This is a genomic window from Myceligenerans pegani (assembly GCF_014892515.1).
Taxonomy (GTDB): Bacteria; Actinomycetota; Actinomycetes; order Actinomycetales; family Cellulomonadaceae; genus Myceligenerans; species Myceligenerans pegani.
The window spans coordinates 31,950-56,277 of sequence record NZ_JADBGR010000095.1 but is presented as its reverse complement, the minus strand read 5'-3'; the positions used below and the strand labels follow the sequence as shown (position 1 = coordinate 56,277).

At 71.8% G+C, this 24,328-nt stretch carries 17 protein-coding genes; 10 read left to right on the top strand and 7 right to left on the bottom strand.

The features are described 5' to 3' along the window. Positions 1-6: 6 nt before the first annotated feature. The gene (locus tag IIE03_RS15260) at positions 7-1,113 is read right to left on the bottom strand and encodes a sensor histidine kinase (RefSeq protein ID WP_192863614.1); all 1,107 of its coding nucleotides are present in this window, start codon (positions 1,111-1,113) and stop codon (positions 7-9) included. Continuing rightward, positions 1,101-2,087 carry a response regulator transcription factor gene (locus IIE03_RS15255; RefSeq protein WP_192863613.1) on the bottom strand — a complete coding sequence of 329 codons (987 nt, stop codon included), beginning with the start codon at positions 2,085-2,087 and terminating at the stop codon, positions 1,101-1,103. Before IIE03_RS15255 ends, IIE03_RS15260 begins: the two co-directional genes overlap by 13 nt. Before the next feature lie 518 nt (positions 2,088-2,605). Here IIE03_RS15255 and IIE03_RS15250 point away from each other — a divergent pair. Together IIE03_RS15250 and IIE03_RS15245 are read left to right on the top strand one after the other, a co-directional pair. Beyond that, a complete protein-coding gene (locus tag IIE03_RS15250; RefSeq protein ID WP_318843007.1) occupies positions 2,606-3,220 on the top strand; it encodes a SigE family RNA polymerase sigma factor in 615 nt (204 codons plus the stop codon). Continuing rightward, the gene (locus tag IIE03_RS15245; RefSeq protein ID WP_192863612.1) at positions 3,217-4,602 is read left to right on the top strand and encodes a hypothetical protein; all 1,386 of its coding nucleotides are present in this window, start codon (positions 3,217-3,219) and stop codon (positions 4,600-4,602) included. The genes IIE03_RS15250 and IIE03_RS15245 overlap by 4 nt, the downstream gene beginning before the upstream one ends. Before the next feature lie 132 nt (positions 4,603-4,734). Here the strand turns inward: IIE03_RS15245 and IIE03_RS15240 are convergent, their stop codons facing one another. Further along, positions 4,735-6,156 (bottom strand): excalibur calcium-binding domain-containing protein, encoded by a 1,422-nt coding sequence (locus tag IIE03_RS15240; RefSeq protein ID WP_192863611.1) that lies wholly within the window; start codon positions 6,154-6,156, stop codon positions 4,735-4,737. 156 nt (positions 6,157-6,312) lie between these two features. Then, complete coding sequence (locus tag IIE03_RS15235) at positions 6,313-10,554, bottom strand: AAA domain-containing protein (protein WP_192863610.1); 4,242 nt, start codon at positions 10,552-10,554, stop codon at positions 6,313-6,315. A gap of 119 nt (positions 10,555-10,673) precedes the next feature. Between IIE03_RS15235 and IIE03_RS15230 the strand changes: the two genes are divergently transcribed. After that, entirely contained in the window at positions 10,674-11,474 is an 801-nt protein-coding gene (locus tag IIE03_RS15230; RefSeq protein WP_192863609.1) for a hypothetical protein, read from the top strand. Between the two features lie 75 nt (positions 11,475-11,549). On the opposite strand, the gene IIE03_RS15225 is transcribed toward IIE03_RS15230, so the two are convergent. Further along, the gene (locus IIE03_RS15225; RefSeq protein ID WP_123812835.1) at positions 11,550-11,753 is read right to left on the bottom strand and encodes a cold-shock protein; all 204 of its coding nucleotides are present in this window, start codon (positions 11,751-11,753) and stop codon (positions 11,550-11,552) included. A gap of 319 nt (positions 11,754-12,072) precedes the next feature. Here IIE03_RS15225 and IIE03_RS15220 point away from each other — a divergent pair, with 319 nt between their 5' ends. From IIE03_RS15220 to IIE03_RS15210, 3 genes are all read left to right on the top strand, one after another. Further along, positions 12,073-13,335 carry an ABC transporter substrate-binding protein gene (locus IIE03_RS15220; RefSeq protein ID WP_192863608.1) on the top strand — a complete coding sequence of 421 codons (1,263 nt, stop codon included), beginning with the start codon at positions 12,073-12,075 and terminating at the stop codon, positions 13,333-13,335. A gap of 171 nt (positions 13,336-13,506) precedes the next feature. Beyond that, entirely contained in the window at positions 13,507-14,577 is a 1,071-nt protein-coding gene (locus IIE03_RS15215; protein WP_192863607.1) for a threonine aldolase family protein, read from the top strand. A gap of 94 nt (positions 14,578-14,671) precedes the next feature. Then, complete coding sequence (locus IIE03_RS15210; RefSeq protein ID WP_192863634.1) at positions 14,672-16,969, top strand: S9 family peptidase; 2,298 nt, start codon at positions 14,672-14,674, stop codon at positions 16,967-16,969. Positions 16,970-17,020: 51 nt separating this feature from the next. Here IIE03_RS15210 and IIE03_RS15205 read toward each other — a convergent pair whose 3' ends face one another. Next, on the bottom strand, positions 17,021-18,274 hold the full coding sequence (locus IIE03_RS15205) for a glycoside hydrolase family 3 N-terminal domain-containing protein (RefSeq protein ID WP_192863606.1): 1,254 nt from the start codon (positions 18,272-18,274) through the stop codon (positions 17,021-17,023). Positions 18,275-18,663: 389 nt separating this feature from the next. Between IIE03_RS15205 and IIE03_RS15200 the strand changes: the two genes are divergently transcribed. Genes IIE03_RS15200 through IIE03_RS15185 form a run of 4 tightly spaced genes read left to right on the top strand, consistent with a single transcriptional unit; the run spans position 18,664 to position 22,858 of the window. Beyond that, entirely contained in the window at positions 18,664-20,088 is a 1,425-nt protein-coding gene (locus IIE03_RS15200; protein ID WP_192863605.1) for a branched-chain amino acid ABC transporter permease, read from the top strand. 13 nt (positions 20,089-20,101) lie between these two features. Continuing rightward, the gene (locus tag IIE03_RS15195; protein ID WP_192863604.1) at positions 20,102-21,094 is read left to right on the top strand and encodes a branched-chain amino acid ABC transporter permease; all 993 of its coding nucleotides are present in this window, start codon (positions 20,102-20,104) and stop codon (positions 21,092-21,094) included. Then, the gene (locus tag IIE03_RS15190; RefSeq protein WP_192863603.1) at positions 21,084-22,067 is read left to right on the top strand and encodes an ABC transporter ATP-binding protein; all 984 of its coding nucleotides are present in this window, start codon (positions 21,084-21,086) and stop codon (positions 22,065-22,067) included. Before IIE03_RS15195 ends, IIE03_RS15190 begins: the two co-directional genes overlap by 11 nt. After that, complete coding sequence (locus IIE03_RS15185) at positions 22,064-22,858, top strand: ABC transporter ATP-binding protein (RefSeq protein ID WP_192863602.1); 795 nt, start codon at positions 22,064-22,066, stop codon at positions 22,856-22,858. The genes IIE03_RS15190 and IIE03_RS15185 overlap by 4 nt, the downstream gene beginning before the upstream one ends. Before the next feature lie 142 nt (positions 22,859-23,000). On the opposite strand, the gene IIE03_RS15180 is transcribed toward IIE03_RS15185, so the two are convergent. Further along, on the bottom strand, positions 23,001-24,278 hold the full coding sequence (locus IIE03_RS15180) for an endonuclease/exonuclease/phosphatase family protein (RefSeq protein ID WP_192863601.1): 1,278 nt from the start codon (positions 24,276-24,278) through the stop codon (positions 23,001-23,003). Positions 24,279-24,328: the final 50 nt, after the last annotated feature.

Genomic DNA, 24,328 nt, shown 5'->3' with positions numbered 1-24,328 from the left:
AAGTGTTCACGTTCCGATGTCGGGTTCCTCTCCGACGGGCAGCCGGAGCTCCGCGACGCACCCCGGCCCGGAGTTCCGGATCGCGGCGGAGCCCCCATGGACCTCCGCGACCTCGCGCACGATCGCCAGCCCGAGGCCGGCGCCGCCGCTCTCGTGCGGAGCCGGCCCCGGGTTCGGTCCGACGGCGGGCCGGTCCTCCGCGGTCCGCTCCGGCGTCCTGGCGCGCGTTCCCCGCCATCCCGCGTCGAACACCCGCGGCAGGTCGGGCTCGGGTATCCCGCCGCACTCGTCCTGCACCGCGATGACGGCCACCCGCTGCCGTCCAGGAGCCGAACCGGCCGCCGAGGAACGCGCCGTGACCGTCACGGTCCCGCCCCGAGGGGTATGACGGACCGCGTTGACCAGCAGATTCGCCGCGGCGCGGGAAACCTCACGGGCGTCCACGGTGGCCACCGCGCCGCCGCCGTCGGCCTCCACCACCCGCACGTCCCGCGCGTCGGCGAGGGGGCGGATGGCGGCGACGGCGTCGGAGACGAGGTCGCGGAGGTCCACGAGCTGCGTGCGGAGGACGAGCGCGGGCGACTGCAGCCGCGAGAGCGCGAGCAGGTCGTCCACCATGCCCGACATCCGCCGGTTCTCGGCCTGGATCCGTCGCACGGTCTCGGCCTCGTCACCGACGCCGTCCTCGAGCGCTTCGGCGAGCACGCGGACGGCGGCGAGCGGCGTGCGCAGATCGTGGGACACCCAGGCCACCATCTCGCGGCGTCCGGCCTCGATCTCGCGGTCCCGCTCCCGCGCGGCCGCGACCGCCGCGGCCTCCGCGGCGATCCGCCAGATCCGCACGGCCAGCACCATCCCGACGCCGAGCGCCACGGGGATCGCGGCCGCCAGCAGGAGCAGCACCGTGGTGGAGTCCTTGTCGGACAGGAACATCGCACGCACGCTCGCGTACACGCCCGCGGCGACCGACACCACGACCACCAGCGGCGCGAGAACGGCTGCCACCGCGGCACGCCGTCGGGCCAGCGCGAAGACACCGAACGCCCCCACCGCGCCGACCGCGGCCGCCACGCCGGCCGACAGCGCGACGCCCTCCAGCATCACGTCGTCCACGAAGAGTCCTCGCGTGGTGCGTCCTCCGCTGTGCCTGCCCCCGGAGCGCCTGTTGCCGTGCTGCGGGCCGCGCCGTCCGGTACCGGGTCCGGCCGCGGTGCGTCGGTTCCGGATGTGTCCGTCGACCCCGGGTCCGTCCTCGTGTCGCCCCCGCCGTCCCAGCGGTAGCCGACGCCGAACACGGTGACGAGGCGTTCCGGACGCGACGGATCGTCCTCCACCTTCTCGCGCAGTCGCCGGACGTGCACGGTCACGGTCGACTGGTCGCCGAACTCCCAGCCCCAGACGTCGCGCATGAGGCCCGGACGGTCGTGCACCTGGCCGGGGTGGCGCAGGAACCAGCGCAGCAGATCGAACTCCCGCGCCGTGAGCGAGAGCTCCCGCCCGCGCCGGGTCACGCGATGCGCCCCGGCGTCGAGCACGAGATCCCCGTCCCGCAGTACCTCGCCGCCCGGTGCGGCCGCGTCGTACCCCGCCGGCGCACCGGCCGCGCGATCGACGTCCGCCGGGACGCCCCGAGACGCGAGAACGCCGTCGCGGCCGTCGGCGCGTGCCGGGACCGTGTCCCTGTCCGGAGCGTCCCTGTCCGGAGCGCTGGCCCCGCCCGAGCCGGACGCCCGGCGAAGGAGCGCCTGGACGCGCAGCGTGAGCTCGCGGGCGCTGAACGGCTTGGTCACGTAGTCGTCGGCGCCGGTCTCCAGGCCGAGGACGCGATCCTCTTCCTCGCCGCGGGCGGTGAGCATGAGCACCGGCAGGTCGGGCCGCAGCCGCCGCAGCCGACGGCAGACCTCGAGTCCGTCGATTCCCGGCAGCATGAGGTCCAGCACGACGGCGTCGGGCGGAGCGCCGGCGGCCGACGCCAGGGCCGCGTGCCCGTCTGCGGCGTGGTCGGCGTCGATCCCGGCCCGCTGCAGGTACGCGACCACCACCTCGGCGACGGTGCGATCGTCGTCGACGACCAGGACTCGGGACATCCCACCAGCATAGGGAGGCACGGTGGGGACGAGGGCGATCACCGGGTGCCGTCACGGAACTGTAAGGGCCGTGCGGTTCATGACAAAATTTGCAGAACTGTCTGGAACCTTTGCGGAACCCACCGCGTGTTCTGATCGTGACGGTCGTTGTTTCCGCCCCGGCGTATCTCGCCGTCGGCATCCCCAGGTATGACGCGTGCGACTGCACGCGTGCCGTCACCGTTCCCGCACATCGGACCGATGCGCGCGTCGTCGTGAACCTCGTCGAGGACATGGCGGCGCACGGCGTGCCCAGGGATGGCACGCCGGAGGGAGTTGCCGCCGCGCAGGGGGCGGCGGCATCCTCACGCGGTCCGATCGGAACCGCCCGCGTCGAGCTCGTCGGCGGGGAACCGGTCGATGCCGGACCGGTGGGAGCCGGCCCGGCCGACCAGGAACGTGAGTATGACCAAGACAATGTTGTCCAGGGGTCTGTCGACTATCGCGACATGTCGGGCGATGCCGTAGCCTCGGGCCGCGTGGGTGCCCAGATCCGCCACGCGGCATCGCGTGGCAGCGCGCGACGACCGGATTCCGAACGCGCCACCGCCGAAGGTACGGTCACGGACAAGAACACGGAGTTCACAGAGTTCATGCGTGCCGCGCGCGATCCGCTGCACCGCATGGCGTTCCTCCTCTGCGGTGACCGCCACCGCGCGGAGGAACTGACACAACAGACGTTCGAGCGGTGCTACCGCCACTGGCACAAGGCACGCCAGGGCGACCCGCTCGTCTACGCACGACGCATCCTCGCGAACCTGCGCATCGACACGTGGCGTCGCACTCGGCGCGAGGTGCTCGCCGGCCCCGAGGACCTGCTCGACGAGCCCGCCGCGAGAGGCGAGACCGCGCGCGGTGGCTCCGCGGTGGCGTCGCCCACCCGCACCGTCGAGGACCGCGACGCCGTGGTCCGCGCGCTGCTCCAGCTGCCGTTGAAACAGCGCCGGGTCGTGGTGATGCGGCACCTGCTCGACCTGTCGGAGACCGAGGTGGCGCGCGAGCTGGGCATGCCGCTCGGCACGGTGAAGTCGACGGCTTCCCGCGGACTCGCCCAGCTGCGCACGATCTTGGAATCACGGGGAGGTGCCCGATGAGCGACCACATGTCCGACCAGGAGTTCGTCTCCCGCCTCCGCGACACCGCCTTCGACGCAGCCGGAAGCTCGACCCTCGACGTCGACTCCGTGCTGCGATCCAGCCGGCGCAAGCACGCCGCCCGCCGCGCTGGCTACGCCGCGGCCGCCGGCCTGGCGCTGAGCACAGCGGGCTTCGGCGCGGCCGGCGCGATTCCGGGCGTGCCCGGCCTGTGGAGCGACGGGCCGGTGCAGGTGTCGCCGTCGTCATCGGCTTCCGTCGACGGTGAGACGGTCGACGCCGAGCCCGCCCCGACCCCCGAGCCGACGGCGCAGACCGCAGGCCCCGCCACACTCCCCGCCCCGTCGTCGGCGAAGGTCGCGAAGGTCGGCCCCGCCGTGTGGCAGGTCACGGAGCCGGGCACGGTCATGGTCGACGACGACACCGCTCTCGTCGATCTCGGGCTCAGTGCCTGGGGCGACGGCCTGAACTTCTTTGCCCAGATCGAGCTCGGGACGGAGGGCGACGAGACCATCTGGGAGGCGCTGCGCGTCTTCGCCGGGACGGACGCGGACTTCCGCGCCATGACCCGCGGCGACACCGCGGGCACGCTGCTCTGGGACGGCATCACGAACGACGCGATGGTGCGGCGGGCCGACGGCGGCGCCTCGCTGGTCTTCGGCCTCACCTCCGGCCTGACGTCCGGCGCCCAGCATCTCGTCCTGGACGAGCCCCTGGCGCCGGACGACCCGTCGACGACCTCGGTCGAGATCACCCCGTTCGACGTGCTCGGCGACGGCGAGGTATGGCTGCGGGTCGCCGAGGTGCGCTCGCCGGTCGAGCCGCGTGGGTTCGTCTACGCGGACGGGGCCAGGTGGGGCGCCTCGTGGTGCCGGACGACCTCGCCCGAGTGCACCGTCACCTACAACGCCGCCGAGGGCGTCGTCAAGAAGCCCTCCCGGGCCGAGCTCTCCCCGATGGTCACCGACCTCGGCCAGGTCATGACGGAGGGTGCGGCCAAGCCGGTCGTCGCGGCGATGGAGGTCTGTGTCTCGTCGCGCACCGGCGACACGTGGACCGCCCCGGCCGGACTCACCGAGGACACGCTCGGTACGGTTCCCGACGGCATCGACGCCGGAAAGTGGCGACAGTGCCTCATCGACCTGACCGAGGCCGCCGTCGCCGTGCAGCGAGGGCTGATCGAGATCCCGGTCGGCGGCGACGATCCCGGTTCGGGAGGGTCGGAGGACCCGTCCCCGACGACGCCGGGCCCCAGCCCCAGCGAGACGGAGCGGGGCGACTCGACGGGCCCGATCGAGACCGTGACCGACGGCGTGGGCAAGCTCCTCGAGGGCGCCCTGGGCGGCGTCGGCGACGCTCTCGGAGGCGACTCCGGAGGGTGACACGACCCGGCCCGTGAGGGCCGCACAAGACTTCCCGTCGGAGTCTGGGTTCCTCCGGCGGGAACAAACGAACGGCCCGGGGCAGAAATCTGGGGTTCTGCCTCGGGCCGTTCATCCTTTCCCGCTGGCCGCTTACTCGCCGTCCTCGCACGCGAGACCGTTGCCGTTCCGGTCGAGGTCCCAGCGGTAGCTCGGGTCGGAATCGGGGAGCGGTGCGCGGCCCGCCGCGCGGACGTCGTCGCAGGTGAAGAAGAACTGGAAACCGCCGTTTCCGTTCCCGTTGCCGTTGTTCTCCTCCCTGTCGTCCTGCTCCTCCCGCTGCTGCTGCTCGCGCTGCTGCTGTTCCTGCTGCTCCCTCAGGTCACGCTCGTTCTTGGTGAGCTCGGACTCGCGTTTGCTGAGCTCCTGCTCCCGTTGTGCGACCTCGTCCCGCTCCTTCTTGAGCTCGGCGCGATCCGCCTCGAGCTCCTCGCGCTCGACCGCGACCTCGGCCTTGATCCGCTCGGCGTTGGTGATCGCCTGGTTGGCGTCCGCCTGCAGGCCTGCGGTGACGACGACGCCGATGATCACGCCCAGCGCCGCACCGGCGATCCCCACCCCGATGAGGAGCGGGGAACCGGGCGACCTGCTGCCTCCGGGGGCGCCCGGCCGTCCGGCGGGCGGGCGCCCGCCGGGACCGTGCATGCCAGGACCCGCCGGCACGGGTGCGCCCGGGCCGGCAGGCAGCGGTGGCGCGGCCGTCGGGTCGTGCTGACGGGACCTGTTGCCGAAATTCTTGATCGAGCCGAGCAGGTTCTGTCCCATCGCGGCCACGGAACTCTTCGGCGCCTGCCCGCCGGGCGGCAGCATGCCCGGACCGCCCGGGCCACCGGGCCCCGGGACTCCCGGTCCCGCCGGCCCGCCGTAGCCCCCGAAGCCGGGACCACCGGGTCCTGCCGGCATGCCGGGGGGCAGGGGAGGAGCCTGGCCGGGCGAGCCCTGGCCCGGCGGGTGAGGGAGCGGTGCGCCGGCACCGGGCACGGCTTCGAGCGCCATCGTGCTCGTGTCCTCGCGCGGGGCAGGGCCGTCGGGGCCGGGCGCCGGGCGGATCATCGTCTCGTCCGTTCCCGGCCGGTTCGCCTCGGGGGTACCTGACGACAGGACGGCGGTCGGCTGGTCGAGCGCCCGCGTGATCTCCGCGTCGTCGGGCGCACGGCGCACGGTCAGCTCGTCGACGGGGGCGCCCTGCGGAGCGCCGCCGGCCGGTGTCGCGGTCGCGTCGTGTTCCCGCGCGGCCGGGTTCGGCGTCGGTGCCGAGTGCGTCGGTGTCGGGCGCGTCGGTGTCGGGCGCGACGTCGGTGCCGGGTGCGACGGCGCCGGCTGTGTCGACGGCTCCGGGGCGGGGGTCGGCGCCGGGGGCTGGGGCGCTGCGGGCGGCGCCGGGTTCGGCTCGGTGATCCAGTACTCCCAGCCGGGCGGGGCCGGGGGCCAGGACGGGTCGGGCACCCAGCTGGCGTCGGGTCGGAATCCCGGGGGCACTTGCCAACCCGGGGGCGGGTTGAAGCGCACGGCCATGGTTTCTCCTTCAACGTGGGGGCGGGGCCACTATGGAGCATCCGGTGTCGAAAAAGCCAGGGAGCGGTCACCCAACCGGACATTTTGCCCTACCCGGGGGCGAGGGCGTTACTTCGCCAGGGCCACGGGCCGACTGCGCCGCCGTCTCGTCTCGGATCAGTCCGACGTGAGGCGGAGGAAGGCGCCGAGGTCGAGCAGATGGCGGAGCCCGTTCGCCTCGAGATCGCCCGGGACGTAGTCGGTCAGGCGCGGCGAGCGGACGACGAGCGCGCACCACTGGGCCCGCGACACCGCCACGTTCAGCCGGTTGCGTGACAGCAGGAAGCCCATGCCGCGGGAGACGTCGTGTGGCGACGACGCGGCGAGCGTCAGGATCACCACGGGTGCCTCCCGCCCCTGGAAGAGGTCGACGGTCCCGACCGGCACGCGATCCAGGCCCGCCTCGGCGAGCGCACGCCGGACGACATGCACCTGCGCGTTGTAGGCGGCCACCACCACGACGTCCTCCTGACCCAGGGGCCGTACGGCACCGGTCAGTTCTCCAGGGTCGGACCACTCGCGGCCCACCATGGCCCGGACCTGCCGGACCACCTCCGCCGCCTCCTCGGGCGAGGAGAGTCGGTTGCCCTCGTGCGGCACCGGAACGTGGTGCACGCCGGGCTCCACGCCGGCGAGCGATCGCGCCGCGGCGACCGGATGGGCGTCCAGCTTTCCGGAGTAGGCGAGGTCCGACACCTTGCGGCACAACGCCGGGTGCATCCGCCAGGACGTCTCCAGGAAGTAGCCGAGTTCTTCGGGCAGGACCGGCTCGGTGCCCGAGAGCCAGCCGAGCACCGACGAGTCGACGGGTTCGGGATGCCGGCCCTGTGTCACCTGGGGGAGCTGCTGCGGATCGCCGAGCAGCAGGAGCCGCGACGCCGACCGCGCGACGGCGCCGGCGTCGGCCAGGGAGAACTGCCCGGCCTCGTCGATCACGAGCAGGTCGAGCCCGGCCGCGGGCCATCGCCGGTGCGCGAAGTCCCACGCGGTCCCACCCACCACGCACCCGCCGGGTCGCCGGGCGGCGAAATCCGCGAGCGCATCCGCGCTCAACTCCTGCCATGGCGGCTCGAGCGGAGCATCCGCCGTCTCGGCGCCTGCTGTGCCGGCGCCCGCAGTGTCGACGCACCCGGGACCGCCGTCCAGAGGGCCGCCCGCTCGGCGCGGCATCCCGCGTCCGCGCGGCACCCCGGCGTCGTGCTTCTTCTTGGCGACGACGGCGGGCGGCACCCCCGCCTTGGCCACGGCCGCCTGCAGCATGTTCTCGACGGCGGCGTGGGACTGCGCCACCACGCCGACCCGCCATCCGTCACGGACGAGCCGAGCCACGACATGCGATCCGACGTACGTCTTGCCGGTCCCGGGCGGCCCCTGCACGGCGATGTAGGAGCCGTCGAGGTCCCGCAGGGCGTGCTCCACGGTGGTCACCATGTCGTCGTGGTCGCCGGGGGAGGGCAGGCCGCCGCGGCTCACCAGCCGCGGCGGGCGCCGTTCCAGGATGTCCGTGGCGGGCCCGGGGGGCAGTCCGTCTCCCCGGCGCCACGACCGCAGGGCCGCGGTGGCCGCCTCCTCGATCGCCTGCTCCTGGGGCCCGTGCCCCGGCCCGGCCCCGGGGGAGAGGGCCACCGGAAGCTGGTCGTGCTCACTCGCGTCCCGCCGTAGCCGTTCCCGGAGGACGACGACGTCGGCCGTGCCTCCGGTCCCCGTGGCGTCGTCGCCCAGGTCGGTCTCCGGTCGCACGTCGACGATCTCACCCCCGGAGTGCGCACCCCGCACCGCCCGGTCCGGCAGGCTCCGCACGACGGGCGGCACCGGCCTGTCGTAGAGCACCTCCACATTCGTCCCCGCCACCAGATCGGAGTCGCCGACCCGGGACGCGTCGAGCATCCGGCCCGCGAGCTCGACGTCGCGCGAAGGAATCCTCCGCCCGGTCTCGACCGCCCAGTCCCGGACGACGCGCCCGCGTTCCACGCGAAACGTCGATCCCTGACCCGGCCACTCGTCGATCGGCAGCTCCAGCCGCCCGAAATGCTCCTGCCAGAACGGCTTGTCCTCCCGCACGTGGTACTCGAGAGCAGCGCCGAGCAACGCCAGCGCCTGCTCGGCACCACTTCGCCCCCTGGCGCTCTCTCCCACAACCTCCCGAATCTCCTGAGCCAGAGCCCTCCGCCGCTCCCGCTCCTCCAACCGCCTCCGACTCCGCGAGCCCTCCCCACCACCCCCACCCGCCGCAGCCGCATCCCCACCCGCAGCCTCACTCGCCGCAGCCTCACCCCGTGCAGCCGCACCCTCACCCCGTGCAGCCTCATCCCATGCGCCCTCACTGCCCCGGTCCCCACCACCTACGGCCTGCAGCTCCTCGCCGAACCGAGGCCCAGGGTCAGGGAGACCTCGCGCGGACGTAAAGGCCCGAAGTGGAGGGCCCCCTGGGGCCCGTGAACGCGTCCGCGCGAGGTCTCCCTGACCCTGGGCCGCCCTACGAGCGTTCTCCTGCTCGAACGCCGCCCCACCCACGGAAGAAACCCCACCAGAGACCTGCGCCTGTCCCCGTGCCCACCGCAACCACTCCAGCAACCGCAAGGTAGACCGACAGTCGTACTCGTTGTACTCCAGAATCCGCCGCCGCAAACCGCCCGCATCATCCATCCGCCCCTCCACCACGGCCTGTGCGTACTCCGCGTACTCGATCACGGACGTGGCGGCGTCCTTCACCCCTTCCCGCGCCGGATCGTCGGCCATGTAGAGCGGCTCGAGCTTCTTGATCGACAGCGACCGGTCACTGGTCCGCAGCGCCGACCGCACCACCGCGTAGAGGTCCACGAGCACGCCCTCCCGCAGCAGGTCGTCGACCTCCTCCTCGTAGGTGCCGTGCCGCGTGGCGATGGACAGCAGATGCGTCTTCTCGTACGGCGCGTAGTGGTACACGTGCATCCCGGGATGCACGGCCCGGCGCGCGTTCACGTGGTCCACGAACCGCACGAGCGCGTCGCGCTCTGCGGTCAGGTCGTCGGCCCACAGAACGGTGAAAGGCGGCTTCCCGTCCGGCGACGGCGGCCGCTCCACCCAGCCGAACAGGTAGTCGAGCCCTGTCGCGGCGCGCTCGCCCGAGGGGCGTGCCTCCTCCCACAAGGGGTCGCCCTCGAAGTCGAAGAAGATGTCACCCGGGGACGGCTCGGGCAGGTTGTCGATCGGCTGCGGGTCGACGATCTTCCACCGCAGCCGTGCCCCGGCGGGGGTGCCGTCAGGCCCGGCGTCGCCGTCCTCGGCCGAACCGGGCCCCGCGGCAGGTCCGTCGCCACCCGGCGCGTCCGAACCGCCGTCCAGCGCGACCGAGCCATGTCCCGCGTCCAGGCCGAGTTGCAGGCGGGCCTGTTCCCGCAGGCTCTCGAACCGTGCCGCCGCCATCCCGTCGGGTGGCGCCTCCGCGACGGCCAGGGCGTCGATGGTGGTCATCCCGCCCGCCGCCAGGCGGGCACGCTGCCGCTCGTAGACGCCCTTGACCAGCAGCACATCGCGGTGCGAGGCGGCCGCCTCGGCGCAGTCCTGGCACACGCCGAGGCGACCGCAGGCCAGCCATCGGTCGTCACCCCAGGCCGCCGGGGCGTCGTCGGAGACATGTTCCTCGAGGACCTGGAGGAGGCGCTCGCGACGCCGGCGGAACACGGGGAGCACGTCGCCGAGGTCGTGGTGGGTCTCGGTCCGGTCGCCGAGGATCAGGTGGACCCGATCGGTCGGGTCGATCCGCGCCGCGATCAGTTGGTCGGCGTACGCGGCGAGTTGCAGCAGGGCCCGCACCTTCGCGCGACGCGCCAGCTTGGTGTCGTAGACGGCGTAGCGCGGACCGGGCATCCCACCAGTGGTGAGGCCCGGCCCTGCGTGGCCCGGACCGGGCGCATCCGGTCCGGCAGGGGCGCGCCGAGCGTCGCGCGCCGGGTCGCGTACCAGGAAATCGGCCCGGCCGTGGAAGCGGCCGTCGAAAAAGGACGCCTGGAAGACGACGTCAGCCCCACGCTCCATCGCGGCGAGCGTGCGCTCGTGGGCAGCGGTGAGTTCGTCGTGCGACATGCGCCGCGCGAGCGGGACGCTGAACACCCCGCCCGCCGGAGCGCCGTCGTGCTCCTCCGGGAGCGTCGTCACGCCGAACCGTGCCTGGTAGGACGCGAGCACGCGGCTCTCGTGCGCGTCACCGAGGGCTGCGGTGCGCGCGAGCATCTCGTCCTCGGCACGCGGCCGCGGCGGAATCCGCCCGAGCAGCTCGTCGAGCCGCCGGAGCAGCCGGAACTCGCACTCGCCGGCCACGACCAGGTCGCTGGCGGAGTGCACGAGAGTCTCGGGACGCCCCGGCTCCAAGAGGAACATGGCACCGGTCTACCAGCAGACACCGACATCGACGAGGGGGCACAGCGGGCACGACATCGACGGAACCCGCCGCCGCCCGGACACGTTGAACCGGGTGACCGCTCGACGAAAGGCATGAGATGGGCTTCCTCGACCGACTCCTCGGCCGTGAGCCGAAGGACCCCTACCAGCAGTACGGGCCGTACGGCTCACAGGGCGGCCCGGCTCCGACCGCCCCACCGCAGTACGGTGCGCAGCCCGCTGCCTATCCGGGCCAGGGTGGACAACCCGCCCTGCGGACGGGTGAACGGACACCGGACGACATCGCCATCGATCGCTACAAGTACATGCTGCGCACGGCGCCGCCGGACGCCGTCGAACAGGCACACGCCGAGGCGTTCGAGAAGCTCACGCCCGAGCAGCGGCGGAAGGTCCTCACCGAGCTGAACTCTCAGGTGCCCCCGCACGAGCAGGCCACCTCGGACGACCCGCGGGACCTTGCCCGCACGGCGACCCGGGCCGAGATGCGCGAGCCCGGCACGCTGCAGCGCAGCTTCGCCGGCCCGTCGTTCGGCTCGATGCTCGGCGCGAGCCTGCTCGGCACGATCGGTGGCATGGTCATCGGGTCCGCCGTCGCGAACGCGCTCTTCGGGCCGACCTTCGGCGACCCGACCCAGGAGCACGCCGCCGACGCGGAGGCCGAGGGGGCCGGGACCGAGGAAGCGGGTGTCGAGGAGGCAGGCACCGGCGAGGAGGGAGCGTCCGGCGAGGACGCGGGCGCGGACGCCGGGGACGCGGGCGTCGTCGAGGCGTCCGGTGCCGACGCCGGCGCGGCCGAGGCGGCCGGCGGCGACGGCGGTTTCTTCGGCGGCGGGGACTTCTTCGGTGGCGACGGCGGCGGCTTCGACGGCGGCTTCGACTTCGGCGGCGGCGAGTTCTGACCCGCCACCCGCCATCACGCCGCCAGGCATACGAAAGGGCCGGCTCCCTCGGGAGCCGGCCCTTCGTGGTTCAGATCACGCGGGGCGGATGTTCTCCGCCTGCAGGCCCTTGGGGCCCTGCTTCACGTCGAACTCCACGCGCTGGTTCTCCTCCAGCGTGCGGTAGCCGTTGGTCTGGATGGCGCTGTAGTGGGCGAAGACGTCGCTTCCGCCCTCCTCGGGGGCGATGAAGCCGAAGCCCTTCTCAGCGTTGAACCACTTGACGGTTCCGAATGCCATGCTTGCTCCTTGCAAGAGGTGACGACCCCGGCCTTCGGGATCGCGGTCAATCACGGTGTCGTCGTCATCTCTTGGAAGAACGATCGCACTGCAACACCACCAAGCCTACACACGGATCCTTCGCTCGGCCTGTGATGTGTGCGGGGGGCTCAGTGAACGTTCCGGGTGCAATGCAGTCACGTTGAGGTCACAGCACCGTAACGATTCGACCGGGAGAGGCGCTCGTCACACTCACGTGACACAGCATGACTACGTTCAACGGCACGACGGGGCAAGGTGCCGCGTCATGCAGAACTACTCCCCTGTGAAGGGACTGAGCATGAATCGACGTTCCACGGCCGCACGCGGGCTGGCGCTCGCCGCGGTCCTCAGCCTCGGCCTCGCGGCCTGCTCGACAACCTCGGGCGGTGGCTCCGACGAGCCCCTGAAGGTGGGCACCATCCTGCCCATCACCGGTACTCTCGCGTTCCTCGGACCGCCCGAGGTGGCCGGCGTGGGTCTGGCGATCCAGGACATCAACGAGGCCGGCGGCGTGCTCGGCAACGAGGTCGAGCTGATCCCGGGTGACTCGGGCGACACCACCGACTACTCGGTGTCCAACTCGACGGCTGCCGACCTCATCAGCCAAGATGTCTCGGTCGTGATCGGCGCGGCGTCGTCGGCCGTGTCGGCGAACGTCGTCGACAAGTTCGCGGAGCAGGAGATCATGCAGATCTCCCCGGCGAACACCGCCACGACGCTGTCCGGTTACAGCGACTTCTACGCGCGCACCGCCCCGCCGGACACCGTGCAGGGCTCGGCCCTCGGCAGCCTGATCCTGGACGACGGCCACCAGAAGGTGGGCTTCCTGGTCCAGAACGAGGACTACGGCACCGGCCTGCGCGACAACGTGCAGCAGACGCTCGAGGAGGGCGGTGCCGAGATCGTCTACGGCGGCACCGGTGAGGGGCAGGAGTTCCAGCCGGGCGAAACCAACTTCGCCGCGCAGGTGACCGACCTGCTCGCGCAGGAGCCCGACGCGATCAGCGTCATCGCCTTCGAGGAGACCAAGGCGATCGTCGCCGAGCTGCTGGCCCAGGGCTGGGAGTTCGACGGGACCACCTACTTCTGCGACGGCAACACCGCCTCCTACGAGGGTGACTTCGACGAGGGCACGCTCACCGGCGTCGTCGGCACCATTCCCGGTGCGCAGGCCGAGGAGGACTTCCAGCAGCGCCTGTCGGACTACTACGAGGAGACCGAGGGCTCGCCGCTCGAGGACTACTCGTACGGCCCCGAGTCCTACGACGCCACCATCCTGGCCGCTCTCGCGGCGGTCCGGGGCGAGGGCACGGACGGCGCGACCATCGCCGAGAACATCAAGGCGGTCTCGGGCTCCGAGGAGGGCAGCGTCGAGGTCACGTCCTTCGAGGAAGGCGTCGAGGCGCTGGAGAACGGCGACGAGATCCGCTACGTCGGCGTCTCGGGCATCGGCCCGCTGAACGACGACAACGACCCGTCGTCCGCGTTCATCGGCGTGTACGAGTACCAGGCCGACAACACCATCGAGTGGACCAACGCGGTCGAGGGCTCGATCGGGTGACGCCGGGGAGCCGGTAGCACACCGGCTCGTCGTCGGCGAGCTCGCCAGAGCCTGACGGGCTTCCGGCGAGCTCGAGCACCGGAATGTCGTACGGCGGCGGCCCGGGCCACCTCTCGCACGAGAGGCGACCCGGGCCGCCGTCGTCGCTCTCGGACCACGGACAATGGGCCCGTGCAGCACTTCGCCTCCGACAACTACGCCCCTGTCCACCCCGAGGTCATGGCCGCCCTCGCGGCCGCGAATGGCGGCCCGGACGTCCCTTACGGGGACGACGCGACGACCGAGCGCCTCCAGGCACGGGCCCGCGAGGTCTTCGGCCCGCGAGCCACCGCGTTCCCCGTGCTGATCGGCACGGGCGCCAACGTGATCAGCCTCATGGCCGCGGCACCGCGCTGGGGCGGGGTGGTGCTGAGCGACGTCGCGCACGCGAACACCGACGAGAACGGCGCACCGGAGCGGGTCGGCGGGCTCAAGTTGCTCGCGTGCCCGTCCCGCCACGGCCGCATCACCGCCGACGCCGTGCACGCGTGGGCCGGCGATCTCGGCAACCCGCACCGCGCGCAGCCCGCCGTGCTGTCGCTGACGCAGTCCACGGAGCTCGGCACGGTCTACCCGCTCGGCGAGCTGAGGTCACTGGTGGAGGCCGCCCACGACCACGGCATGCTCGTGCACGTCGACGGGTCGCGGCTGGGCAACGCGGCCGCGTCGCTCGGCACGGGCCTGCGGGAGCTCACCACGGACGCCGGGGTGGACATCCTCTCCCTGGGCGCGGCGAAGAACGGCGGCATGATCGGTGAGGCCGTGGTCGTGCTGGACGGAGGCGCCGATGCCGGTCTCGCCGACGCGATCCCGTTCCTGCGCAAGCAGACGATGCAGCTCGCCTCGAAGGCGCGGTTCGTCTCGGCGCAGCTCCTCGCGCTGCTGGGCGAGCCCGGCGGCGCCGACCCCCTCTGGCTCCGCAACGCGCGGCACGCCAACGCGATGGCGGCCCGTCTGCGGGAGGGGATCGAGCGCGCGCTGCCCGGCGACGTCGTGCGGGTCACCCACCCCACCGAGGCGAACGTCGTCTTCGCGAGCCTGCCCCGCCGTGCCGCGGACGCCGCGCGCGAGCGGTTCCGCTTCTACGACTGGGCCGACGGCGAGACGCCGGACCGCGTCGAGGCCCGCTGGATGTGCTCGTGGGCCACGACCGAGGCGGACGTGGACGCGTTCGTCGAGGTGATCGCCGCGGCGATCGAGTGAACCGATTTCGATCGGATTCGGTGCGGCGGAACCTGTGGATTCTTGGTCGGGCACACCACGGCGACACTAGGCTGATGCGGTGGATCAGACCGTCATGCCACCCGCCGCGGACCGCCGACCGACAACCCGCACCCATCACGGTGACACGTTCACCGACGAGTACGAGTGGTTGCGCGCGAAGGAGGACCCGGAGGTCGTCTCGTATCTCGAGGCGGAGAATTCCTGGACGATGTCGCGCCTCGAGCACCTCGCGCCGCTGCGCCAGTCGATCTTCGACGAGATCAAGGCCCGTACGCAGGAGACCGACCTGTCCCTCCCGTCGCGCGACGGCGGCTGGTGGTACTACTCCCGCACCGAGGAGGGCAAGCAGTACCCGATCCACGCGCGGTACGAGGTCGGCGACCCGGACGACTGGACGCCGCGGGTCCTCGAACCGGGCGAGCCCGTGCCGGGAGAGCAGGTGCTGCTCGACCAGAACGTCGAGGCCGACGGTCACGACTTCTTCTCGCTCGGCACGTTCGACGTGTCCGACGACGGCGGTCTCCTGCTCTATGCCGTCGACACGTCCGGCGACGAGCGCTACACCCTGCGCATCCGCGATCTGAGCACGGGCACGGACCTGGACGACGAGGTCCCGGGCACGGCGCCCGGCGCCTTCTTCGCGCCCGACGGGATCCACGTCTTCTACCAGACAGTCGACGAGGCGTGGCGTCCGCACCGCCTGTGGCGGCACCGGATCGGGACGTCGCGGGACGACGACGTGATGGTGTTCGACGAGCCCGACGAACGGTACTGGATGGGCGCGGGCGTGAGCCGCTCCAAGAAGTACCTCGTGATCGAGCTCGCCTCCAAGGTCACGAGCGAGTGCTGGATCCTCGAGGCAGACGATCCCACCGGCGAGTTCCGCTGCGTGCGGCCCCGGAGCGAGGGCGTCGAGTACTCGGTGGAGCACGCGGTTCTGCCCGAGACGTTCTTGCCCGCCGATGGCTCGGCCGGCGGCCGCGACGTGCTCCTGATCCTGCACAACGAGAACGCGGAGAACTTCGAGCTCACGGTCGCCGACGTGCCCGGGCCCGAGGGAACGGCCGGGTGGGGCGACGTCGCCGTACCGCACGATCCGGACGTCCGCCTCGAGGGCATCTCCGCGTCCCAGCGCTACCTCGTCCTCTACTACCGCCGGGGCGCGATAGGCCGTAGCGGGATCCTGCGCCTCGACACGCCGGACGGGGTGGTCCGCCGGCCCGGGGCGTCGCCGGATCGGCGTGCGGCCCCGACACTCCCGGCGTCGGAGATCAAACCGCAGCTCATGGAGTCCGCCAGGCCGCCGGAGGTCGGACCGGTCGGGACCTCCTGGCGCTTCGAGGAGATGACCTTCGGGCAGGAGCTGGAGTCCGTGGGTGCCGGCGTCGGCGTCTGGGAGCAGCCCAACCTGCTGGTCGGGTACACGTCGTTCGTGACGCCGTCCGCCGTCTACGACTACGACGTGGCGACCGGCGAGCGCACGCTCCTCAAGCAGACCCCGGTGCTCGGCGGCTTCGACCCGAACGAGTACGCGCAACGTCGCGAGTGGGCCGTCGCCGAGGACGGCACCCGCGTCCCGATCTCGCTGGTCTGGCGCAAGGACCGCGTGACGCTCGGGGACGACGGCGTGCCGGTGACTCCCGCGCCCGTCCTGCTCTATGGGTACGGCGCCTACGAGATGTCGCTCGACCCGTACTTCTCGATCCCGCGCCTGTCTTTGCTCGAACGTGGCGTGGTGTTCGCGATCGCCCACGTGCGCGGGGGCGGCGAGATGGGCCGGCACTGGTACGACGGCGGCAAGCTCGGCCACAAGCGCAACACGTTCACCGACTTCGTGGCCTGCGCGCGGCATCTCGCCGCCGTGGGCTGGACCACGCCGGAGCGGACGGTGGCCGACGGCGGTTCCGCCGGCGGGCTGCTCGTCGGCGCGGCGCTGAACCTCGCGCCCGACGCGTTCGGCGGCGTGCTCGCCGGGGTGCCCTTCGTGGACGCGCTGACGTCCATGCTCGACCCGTCGCTGCCGCTCACCGTCACCGAGTGGGACGAGTGGGGCGACCCGCTGCACGACGCCGAGGTGTACGCCTACATGAAGTCGTACAGCCCGTACGAGAACATCCCGGACGACGCCTCGCACTACCCGCAGGTGCTGGCGACGACGTCGTTCAACGACACGCGCGTGATGTACGTCGAGCCGGCGAAGTGGATCGCGCGCCTCCGTGCGGCCGGCGCTCCCGCCTTGCTCAAGATCGAGATGCAGGCCGGCCACGGTGGTGTCTCGGGACGCTACGCGACGTGGGAGCAGATCGCCTTCGAGCACGCCTGGATCCTCCAGGTGCTGGGACTCGCGGACGTCTCCACCCCGCCGGTGTAGCGGTCGCCTCCGTCGACACGGCCGGCGACCGGGCCACGGCGCCCGGATCGGTCAGCCGGTCAGTGCGCTCTTGGCGGTGAGGACCCGGGCCGCGGCCTCGTCGATCCTGGCCGCGAAGTCCGGGTTCCGCTCGGCGCGCTCCACCAGCGCGCGGGCCATCGGGGCCGCCGTCGTCGGGTCGGCCGAGGCCAGCACCAGGTCGACGCCGGCCTCGACCGCCAGCACCGCGCGGTCGCCGGGGGACCATGCCTGGACCTGGGCCGCTGCGGCGAGGTCGTCGGTCATGATGACGCCGTCGAACCCGACGTCGTCGCGCAGCAGGTCGATCGCGGCGGGGCTGAACACGGCGGGCCGTTCGGCGTCGATCTTCGTGTAGACGGCCGACGACATCATCACGAACTCGCTCCCCGACGCGACGTTCGCGGCGAACGCCTCGACCGACTTCGCGTCGGGACCCGTCACGGTGTCGGTCACGCCCGCGGACGTGTCGGTGTTCCCGACCACGAGGCCGAGTCCGGGGAAGTGCTTGGGCGCGGTGGCGACCCCGGCGTCACGCTGCCCCTGCCCGAAGGCCACCGACCCGGACACCACGGACTCCAGCGTGTACCCGTAGTTGCGCCGGTTCGCCCCGATCGGCGCGTTCGACGCGGCCGCCGACGCGAGGACGATGTCCACCACGGGTGCCAGGTTGAGGTTCACGCCGGCGTCGGCCAGTTCCGTGCCCCACGTCTCCGCGTCGCGTCGCAGTTCATCGGGGGACATGTCCGCCTGGTCCACGGCGCTCGGCATGTCGCTGAAGCCGTTGCCGCGCAGCACCTGCACGGCTCCGCCCTCCTGGTCCGTGGCGACGAGCATGAGCGGGTCCCGCGGGTTGGCGGCGGTGCCGATCGCCCGGAAGTCGGTCACCAGACGGCGCACGGGGCCCTGCCCCGCCTGGGTGCGTCCGTGCAGGAAGATGTTCGCCACGTGGTGCTGCCGGATGGCGGCCGCCGCCGTCTCGCGACCGCCGCTGACGGGCACCCCGACCATGATGATCTGCCCGACCTTCTCCGCGAGGGTCATGCCCTCGAGGAGTTCGGCGCCCGACGGTGCCGGGGCGGCGGGACGAGACGTCGTCGGGTCGGGCGAGGCGTCCGGGGTGGACGACGGCGTCCCGGTCGCCGGGCCGGTCGTCGGGGCGCCCGAAGGCGTCGCGGTCCCGGTCCCGGGGGACGACGACGGGCGGGGTGCGCCGGCCTGTCCGCTGCACCCCGCGGTGGCGAGGAGGAGCAGGACGGTCACGAGCGGCGCGAGCCTGGAAGTCATCTGGCCAGTATCGCGGCTCGGGCAAGAGGATGTACGGGCCGGTCCGGATCGACTCCGTTCCGTGGACCGGTACCGTCCGCTCGCACCCCGGTATCGGCCGCCCTGGGTCCAGGGGCCCGCCCGTCACTGGGCCCTGATGCCCGGGATATGGCGGTTGCGGCCGAGCTTGGTGGAGGGCTGACCAAGGGGATGCCGAATCGTAACCGCTACCGTGCCATCGGATCGTGGATGTGAAACACGTCGCGGCTACACTTCCCGCACTGTCGGGAATCCGCGGCAGTTTCAGGGCCTGTTCAGTTTTTCTGAACTCCCCTGGTTACCGCGGTCTTCCCGAACTGTTCGAGAAACCCTCGGACATCTGGCACCGAAGACCACGGAGGACCCGGCACATGACAGCCGACCGACCGATGATCGCGACAGCCCCACGGCGCGTACTCGCCGTGATCATGGCTGCGTTCGCGGCGCTGATCGCGGGAGCGGCGATGTTCGCCGTACCCGCGGGAGCGGCGACCGACGACATCGCGACAGACTGCACGCCCGACGCGAGCACCACCTGTGTCTCGCCGATCGTGCTCGACGAGGAGCGGGAACCCGTAGCCGGCGTGGAGGTCACCATCGCCGGCGAGGGTTTCGAGGCCGTCGTCACCACGACCGGCGAGGGACCGGTGTCCGTGGCGGTGCCGACTCGCGGCACCTACACGCTGACCGTGAACACGGACACGCTCCCCGCCGACACCCACGCCGACCCCACGGAGCGCGAGGTCCGCGCCCAGACCGGCGCGACCGCGCGCGGCGCGTTCACCATCGGCACGGGTCCGGCGCCGGATCCGGAGGCGACCGAGCCGGAGACCAGTGCGCCGGCCGAGGACGACGCTCCGGGCGCGGCGGGAGCCGAGGGTCTCGTCGAGGAGGACGTGACCGTCTCCGGTCTGCCGTCGTTCGGGCAGGTCTGGCAGCAGGTAGGCTCCGGCCTCCGGTTCGGCCTCCTGCTCGCCCTCGCATCGGTGGGCCTCAGCCTCATCTTCGGCACCACGGGCATCTCGTCCTTCTCGCACGGCGAGCAGGTGGTCATCGGCGCGATGGGCGGCTTCCTCCTGATCAACCAGGCCGGACTGCCGGTCTGGGTCGCGGCCCTGCTGATCGTCGTCATCGGCGGCCTGACGGGCCTGGCGCAGGACGCGGCGATCTGGCGCCCGCTGCGTCGGCGCGGCACCCCCGCCGCACAGCTCATGCTCGTGACGATCGGCCTCTCGCTCGCCCTGCAGTACGTGCTGCAGTGGATCGAGGCCGGATCGATGCGGATCATCACCACGAACCCGGTGCCGACGACGATCGCGGGAATCACCCTGAGCAGGGCCTCCTGGGTGTCGATGGCGGTCGCCCTCGTCGTCATCATCGCCATCGCGCTGCTCCTCACGAAGACCCGGATCGGCCGGGCCATCCGTGCCGTCGCCGACAACCGGGCGCTCGCCTCGGCGACCGGCATCGACCCGGACGCCGTCGTCCGCATCGTCTGGGTCTCGGCCACCGCGCTCGCGGCCCTCGCGGGCCTGCTCATCGGGATCTCGTTCGGGTCCTTCACCTGGAACCTGGGCGTCCAGCTCCTGCTGCTGATGTTCGCCGCGGTGACCCTCGGAGGTCTCGGCACGGCGTACGGGGCACTCGTGGGATCCATCCTGATCGGCCTCGTCGTCGAACTCGCCGGCCTGGTCATTCCCAGCGACGTGCGCTACGCGACCGCCCTGCTGATCCTCATCCTCGTCCTCCTGATCCGGCCGCAGGGCATCCTCGGCAGCCGCGAGCGGATCGGCTGAAGGGAGCCTCGCCATGGAAGAACTGCTTCGAGTCCTCACTCTGGCCCTCGGGGAGCTGCTGGCGCCGGCTACCGCCGCGTACGCGCTCGCCGCGATCGGCCTGAACGTCCACTTCGGCTACACGGGCCTGCTGAACGTCGGCCAGGCCGGCTTCATGCTGCTCGGTGCCTACGGTTTCGGCATCGCCACCATCTCGGGCGCACCGTTCTGGGTCGCCCTGCTCATCGCGATGGCCGCCGGAACCCTCTTCGCCGTGATCCTCGGCCTGCCCACCCTGAAACTGCGGGGGGACTACCTGGCGATCGTGACGATCTCCGCCGCGGAGATCATCCGCATGCTCGGACGATCCACCCTGTTCGACGACTACACCGGTGGTTCCGCGGGCATTCGCGGCGGCGACTACAAGGGGTCGTTCCAGGAGCTGTCGTTCCTGCCGGACGGCCGCACCATGATCGGCCCGCTCGAGTACCTCAACAACGGCTCCGACTCCTGGTGGACGCGCCTGTTCGCGTGGAGCCTCGTGATCCTGGCGCTCGTCGTCGTCTGGCTGCTCACCCGTAGCCCGTGGGGCCGCGTCCTCAAGGGCGTGCGGGAGGACGAGGACGCCGTCCGCGCCCTCGGCAAGAACGTGTACTCGTACAAGATGCAGGCCCTGATCCTCGGTGGTGTCCTCGGGTCGCTCGCCGGGATCATCTTCGTGCTGCCCGGTGCCATCGCGCCCGACGCCATGGGCCGCACCATGACCTTCTGGGTGTGGACGGTGATGCTCCTGGGCGGCGCGGCCACGCTGTTCGGCCCGGTCCTCGGGTCCATGCTGTTCTTCTTCGTGTACATGATCGTGCGCGCGGGGATGCGGACCGACGTCATGGAGTTCCTGCCCATTCCGACCCAGAACGTCGACCACGTGGCGGGCGTTCTCGTGGGTGTGACGCTCATGCTGATCGTGATCTTCCGACCACAGGGGATCCTGGGGAACAAGAAGGAGCTGGCCCTCGATGCCCGATGAGAAGACCGTGAACGAGAACGAGACCGGCGCCGCCGTCCCGGGCGGGGACAGCCAGGGCGCGCCCGCCCCGAGCGAGACCGCGAAGCGGGCCGGGCGGGACCTGTCGCACGTCGCGCCGGAGGTCGGCGTGGCCAAGCCCGACGCGATCCTGACGGCGCGGGGCGTGCAGCGCCGCTTCGGCGGCATGACCGCCGTCGACGTCGACTACCTCGAGGTCGAGCGGGGCGCGATCACCGCGCTCATCGGCCCGAACGGCGCCGGGAAGACGACTTTCTTCAACCTGCTCACCGGGTTCGACAGACCGAACCAGGGCGAGTGGTCCTTCGAGGGTGCGCCGATCTCCCACAAGAGCGCGGCGCGCGTCGCACGTGCCGGCATGGTGCGCACCTTCCAGCTCACCAAGGCGCTGTCGCGTCTGACCGTGCTGGAGAACGTGCTGCTCGCGGCGACCAAGAACCCCGGCGAGCGGATGTTCGCCTCGATGTTCCAGCCGCTGTGGGCCGCCACGGAGGCGCGCAACAAGGAGAAGGCCCTCGAGATCCTCGAGCGCTTCAGGCTCGACAAGATGCGCGACGAGTACGCGGGGTCGCTGTCGGGCGGCCAGCGCAAGCTCCTCGAGATGGCGCGGGCGCTCATGACCGACCCCACCATGATCATGCTCGACGAGCCGATGGCCGGCGTGAACCCGGCGCTGGTCCAGTCCCTGCTGGGGCACATCCAGGACCTGCGTGACGAGGGCATGTCCGTCCTCTTCGTGGAGCACGACATGCACGCCGTGCGGCACATCTCCGACTGGGTGGTCGTCATGGCGGAGGGGCGGATCGTGGCGGAGGGGCCGCCCGGCTCCGTCATGAAGGACCAGGCGGTCGTGGACGCCTACCTGGGCGCGCACCACGACACCGACCTCGGTGACGACGCGCTGCTCGATCCCGAGGTACTGGCCCGGCTCGAGGCCGAGGAGGAGAAGCGATGACCGCGACGGAGACCGCCCGTCCGGGCGGCAAGGCGACCAACCTGCCCCCGGGCAAGGAACTGCTGCTCGAGGCCGACAACCTCGTCGCCGGCTACGTGCCCGGGGTGAACATCCTCAATGGATGCTCGATCGAGGTCGGCAAGGGCGAGCTGGTCGGGATCATCGGGCCGAACGGTGCCGGGAAGTCCACGCTGCTCAAGGCGCTGTTCGGGCTGGTGAACATCACCTCGGGCACCGTGACGATGAACGGCGACGAGATCACCGGCATGAAGGCGAACTCCCTGGTGGCGCGCGGCGTCGGGTTCGTGCCGCAGACGAACAACGTGTTCCCCTCGCTCACGGTCGAGGAGAACATGCGGATGGGCGTCTACCTGCGCCCGAGGACGTTCGACGAGCGGTTCGAGTTCATCGTCGACCTGTTCCCCACGCTGGGGGAGCGGCGCAGCCAGCGGGCGGGTGCGATGTCGGGTGGTGAGCGGCAGATGGTCGCCATGGCCCGCGCGCTCATGATGAACCCGTCCGTGCTGCTGCTCGACGAGCCGTCGGCCGGCCTGTCGCCCGTGCGGCAGGACGAGGCGTTCCTGCGCACCCGCATGATCAACAAGGCGGGCGTGTCCGTGATCATGGTCGAGCAGAACGCGCGGCGCTGCCTGCAGATCTGCGACCGGGGCTACGTCCTGGACCAGGGCAGGGACGCGTACACGGGGACCGGGCAGGAGCTGCAGAGCGACCCGAAGGTGATCTCGTTGTATCTGGGGACGTTGGCAGAGGACGTGAAGAGGGAGAACTAGTCTCTCCGGCCCACGGGAGATCCGGAGTGATGTCCGTTTCGGGCATCCCTCCGGATCCTTCCTCACCTTGGTGGAGTCCTGTCGTCGCGGCGGAGCTGGGTTGCTGCGCCGCGACGGGATGGGAACTGTGGGTGGGTTGACGTCACCTGGTGCGGATGTCCACCCAGACCAGGCGGTGGTCGCTGCTCGGGAACGGGTACGTGCCCGTGAGGCGGGAGAGCGGGTCGTCCGACGTCGGCCAGAAGACGCCCGCGTCCCGGACCCGTAGGTTGCGGCTCGGCAGGGTGTAGTCGACGCGGAGGTTTCCGGGCGCGTTGTCCGCGAAGTCGGCCGTGTCGAGGGCTGGGTCGCCGAGGTGCGACTCGTTGGCACCGCCCTGCAGTGCGGCCGCCTCGGCCGCGCCCTCCGACGTCGGCGCCGGGTCCTGGATCCGCCGGTTGTCGAGCAGCTGGTGGATGGCGCCGTCGTACGAGTCGCCGTCGGCCGGGTCGGCGTTGTAGTCGCCCAGGATCACGAAGGACGCGCCGCGGTGGAGGCCGCCCCGGCGTCCGTCGTCGTCGTAGATGTACGACGCCGTGCGGCCGCCGGTCACGTAGTCGGCCCAGAACCGGATCTCGTCGTGGTTGCGGCGACCGTTGCGGTCCTCCGCGCCGTCGAACGTCGGCGGCGTCGGGTGCGCGGCCAGCACGTGCACCGTCCGGTGCCCCACCCGCACCGGAACGTCCCAGTGCGACTTGCTCGACAGCGGCAGCACGTCGAGTTCCTCGTCCGTGTACCAGGGCTCGCCCGTCGCCGGGTCCGTGGGCAGCGCCGGGCCGGGCATGTCCCGCCACCGGAAGTGCTGGAACGTGCGCGCCCGGTCGGCGTCGATCGGATACCGCGACAGCACGACCATGCCGTACTGGCCGGGGAACAGCCCGAATCCGAGGGCGTCGTCGCCCCCGCCGACCGTGCCGTCGTTGTTCAGGTCGAAGCCGCTGGGCACGCCCGTGTTCGACGGCGCCACGAACGCGTACCGGTACTCGATGGGGTCCGCGTCGCCCTGAGGGACCTCGAGGTAGTTCTCGCGGAACAGGCGGGCGGCCTCCCCGGCGTCGTCGTGATCGAACTCGTTGAGCAGCACGACGTCGGGCCGCGCGTGCTGGATGACCTCCGCGACGGTCCTGGCCTGTTCGTTCTCGCCGTCGGACAGGTCGGCGACGAGCTGACCCTCCGCGGCGCGGTTCAGCGACAGGTTGTAGGTGGCGACCCGCAGGTTCTTCCTGGCGGGCCACTTCTTGGCCGACGACGCCGGCCGGTCGGCCTTGTCGTGGGCGCTGCGGTCGGGAACGGGGCCGGGGGCCGCGACGGCCGCGCCGCCACCGCCCACGAGGGCGGCGGCGAGAACGAGGCCCGTTGCGCGCAGAACAGGGCGGCGCATGAGTGCTCCTCAGGGGTGAAGGGGACGTGCGGGCCCACGGTAGTGCGGGT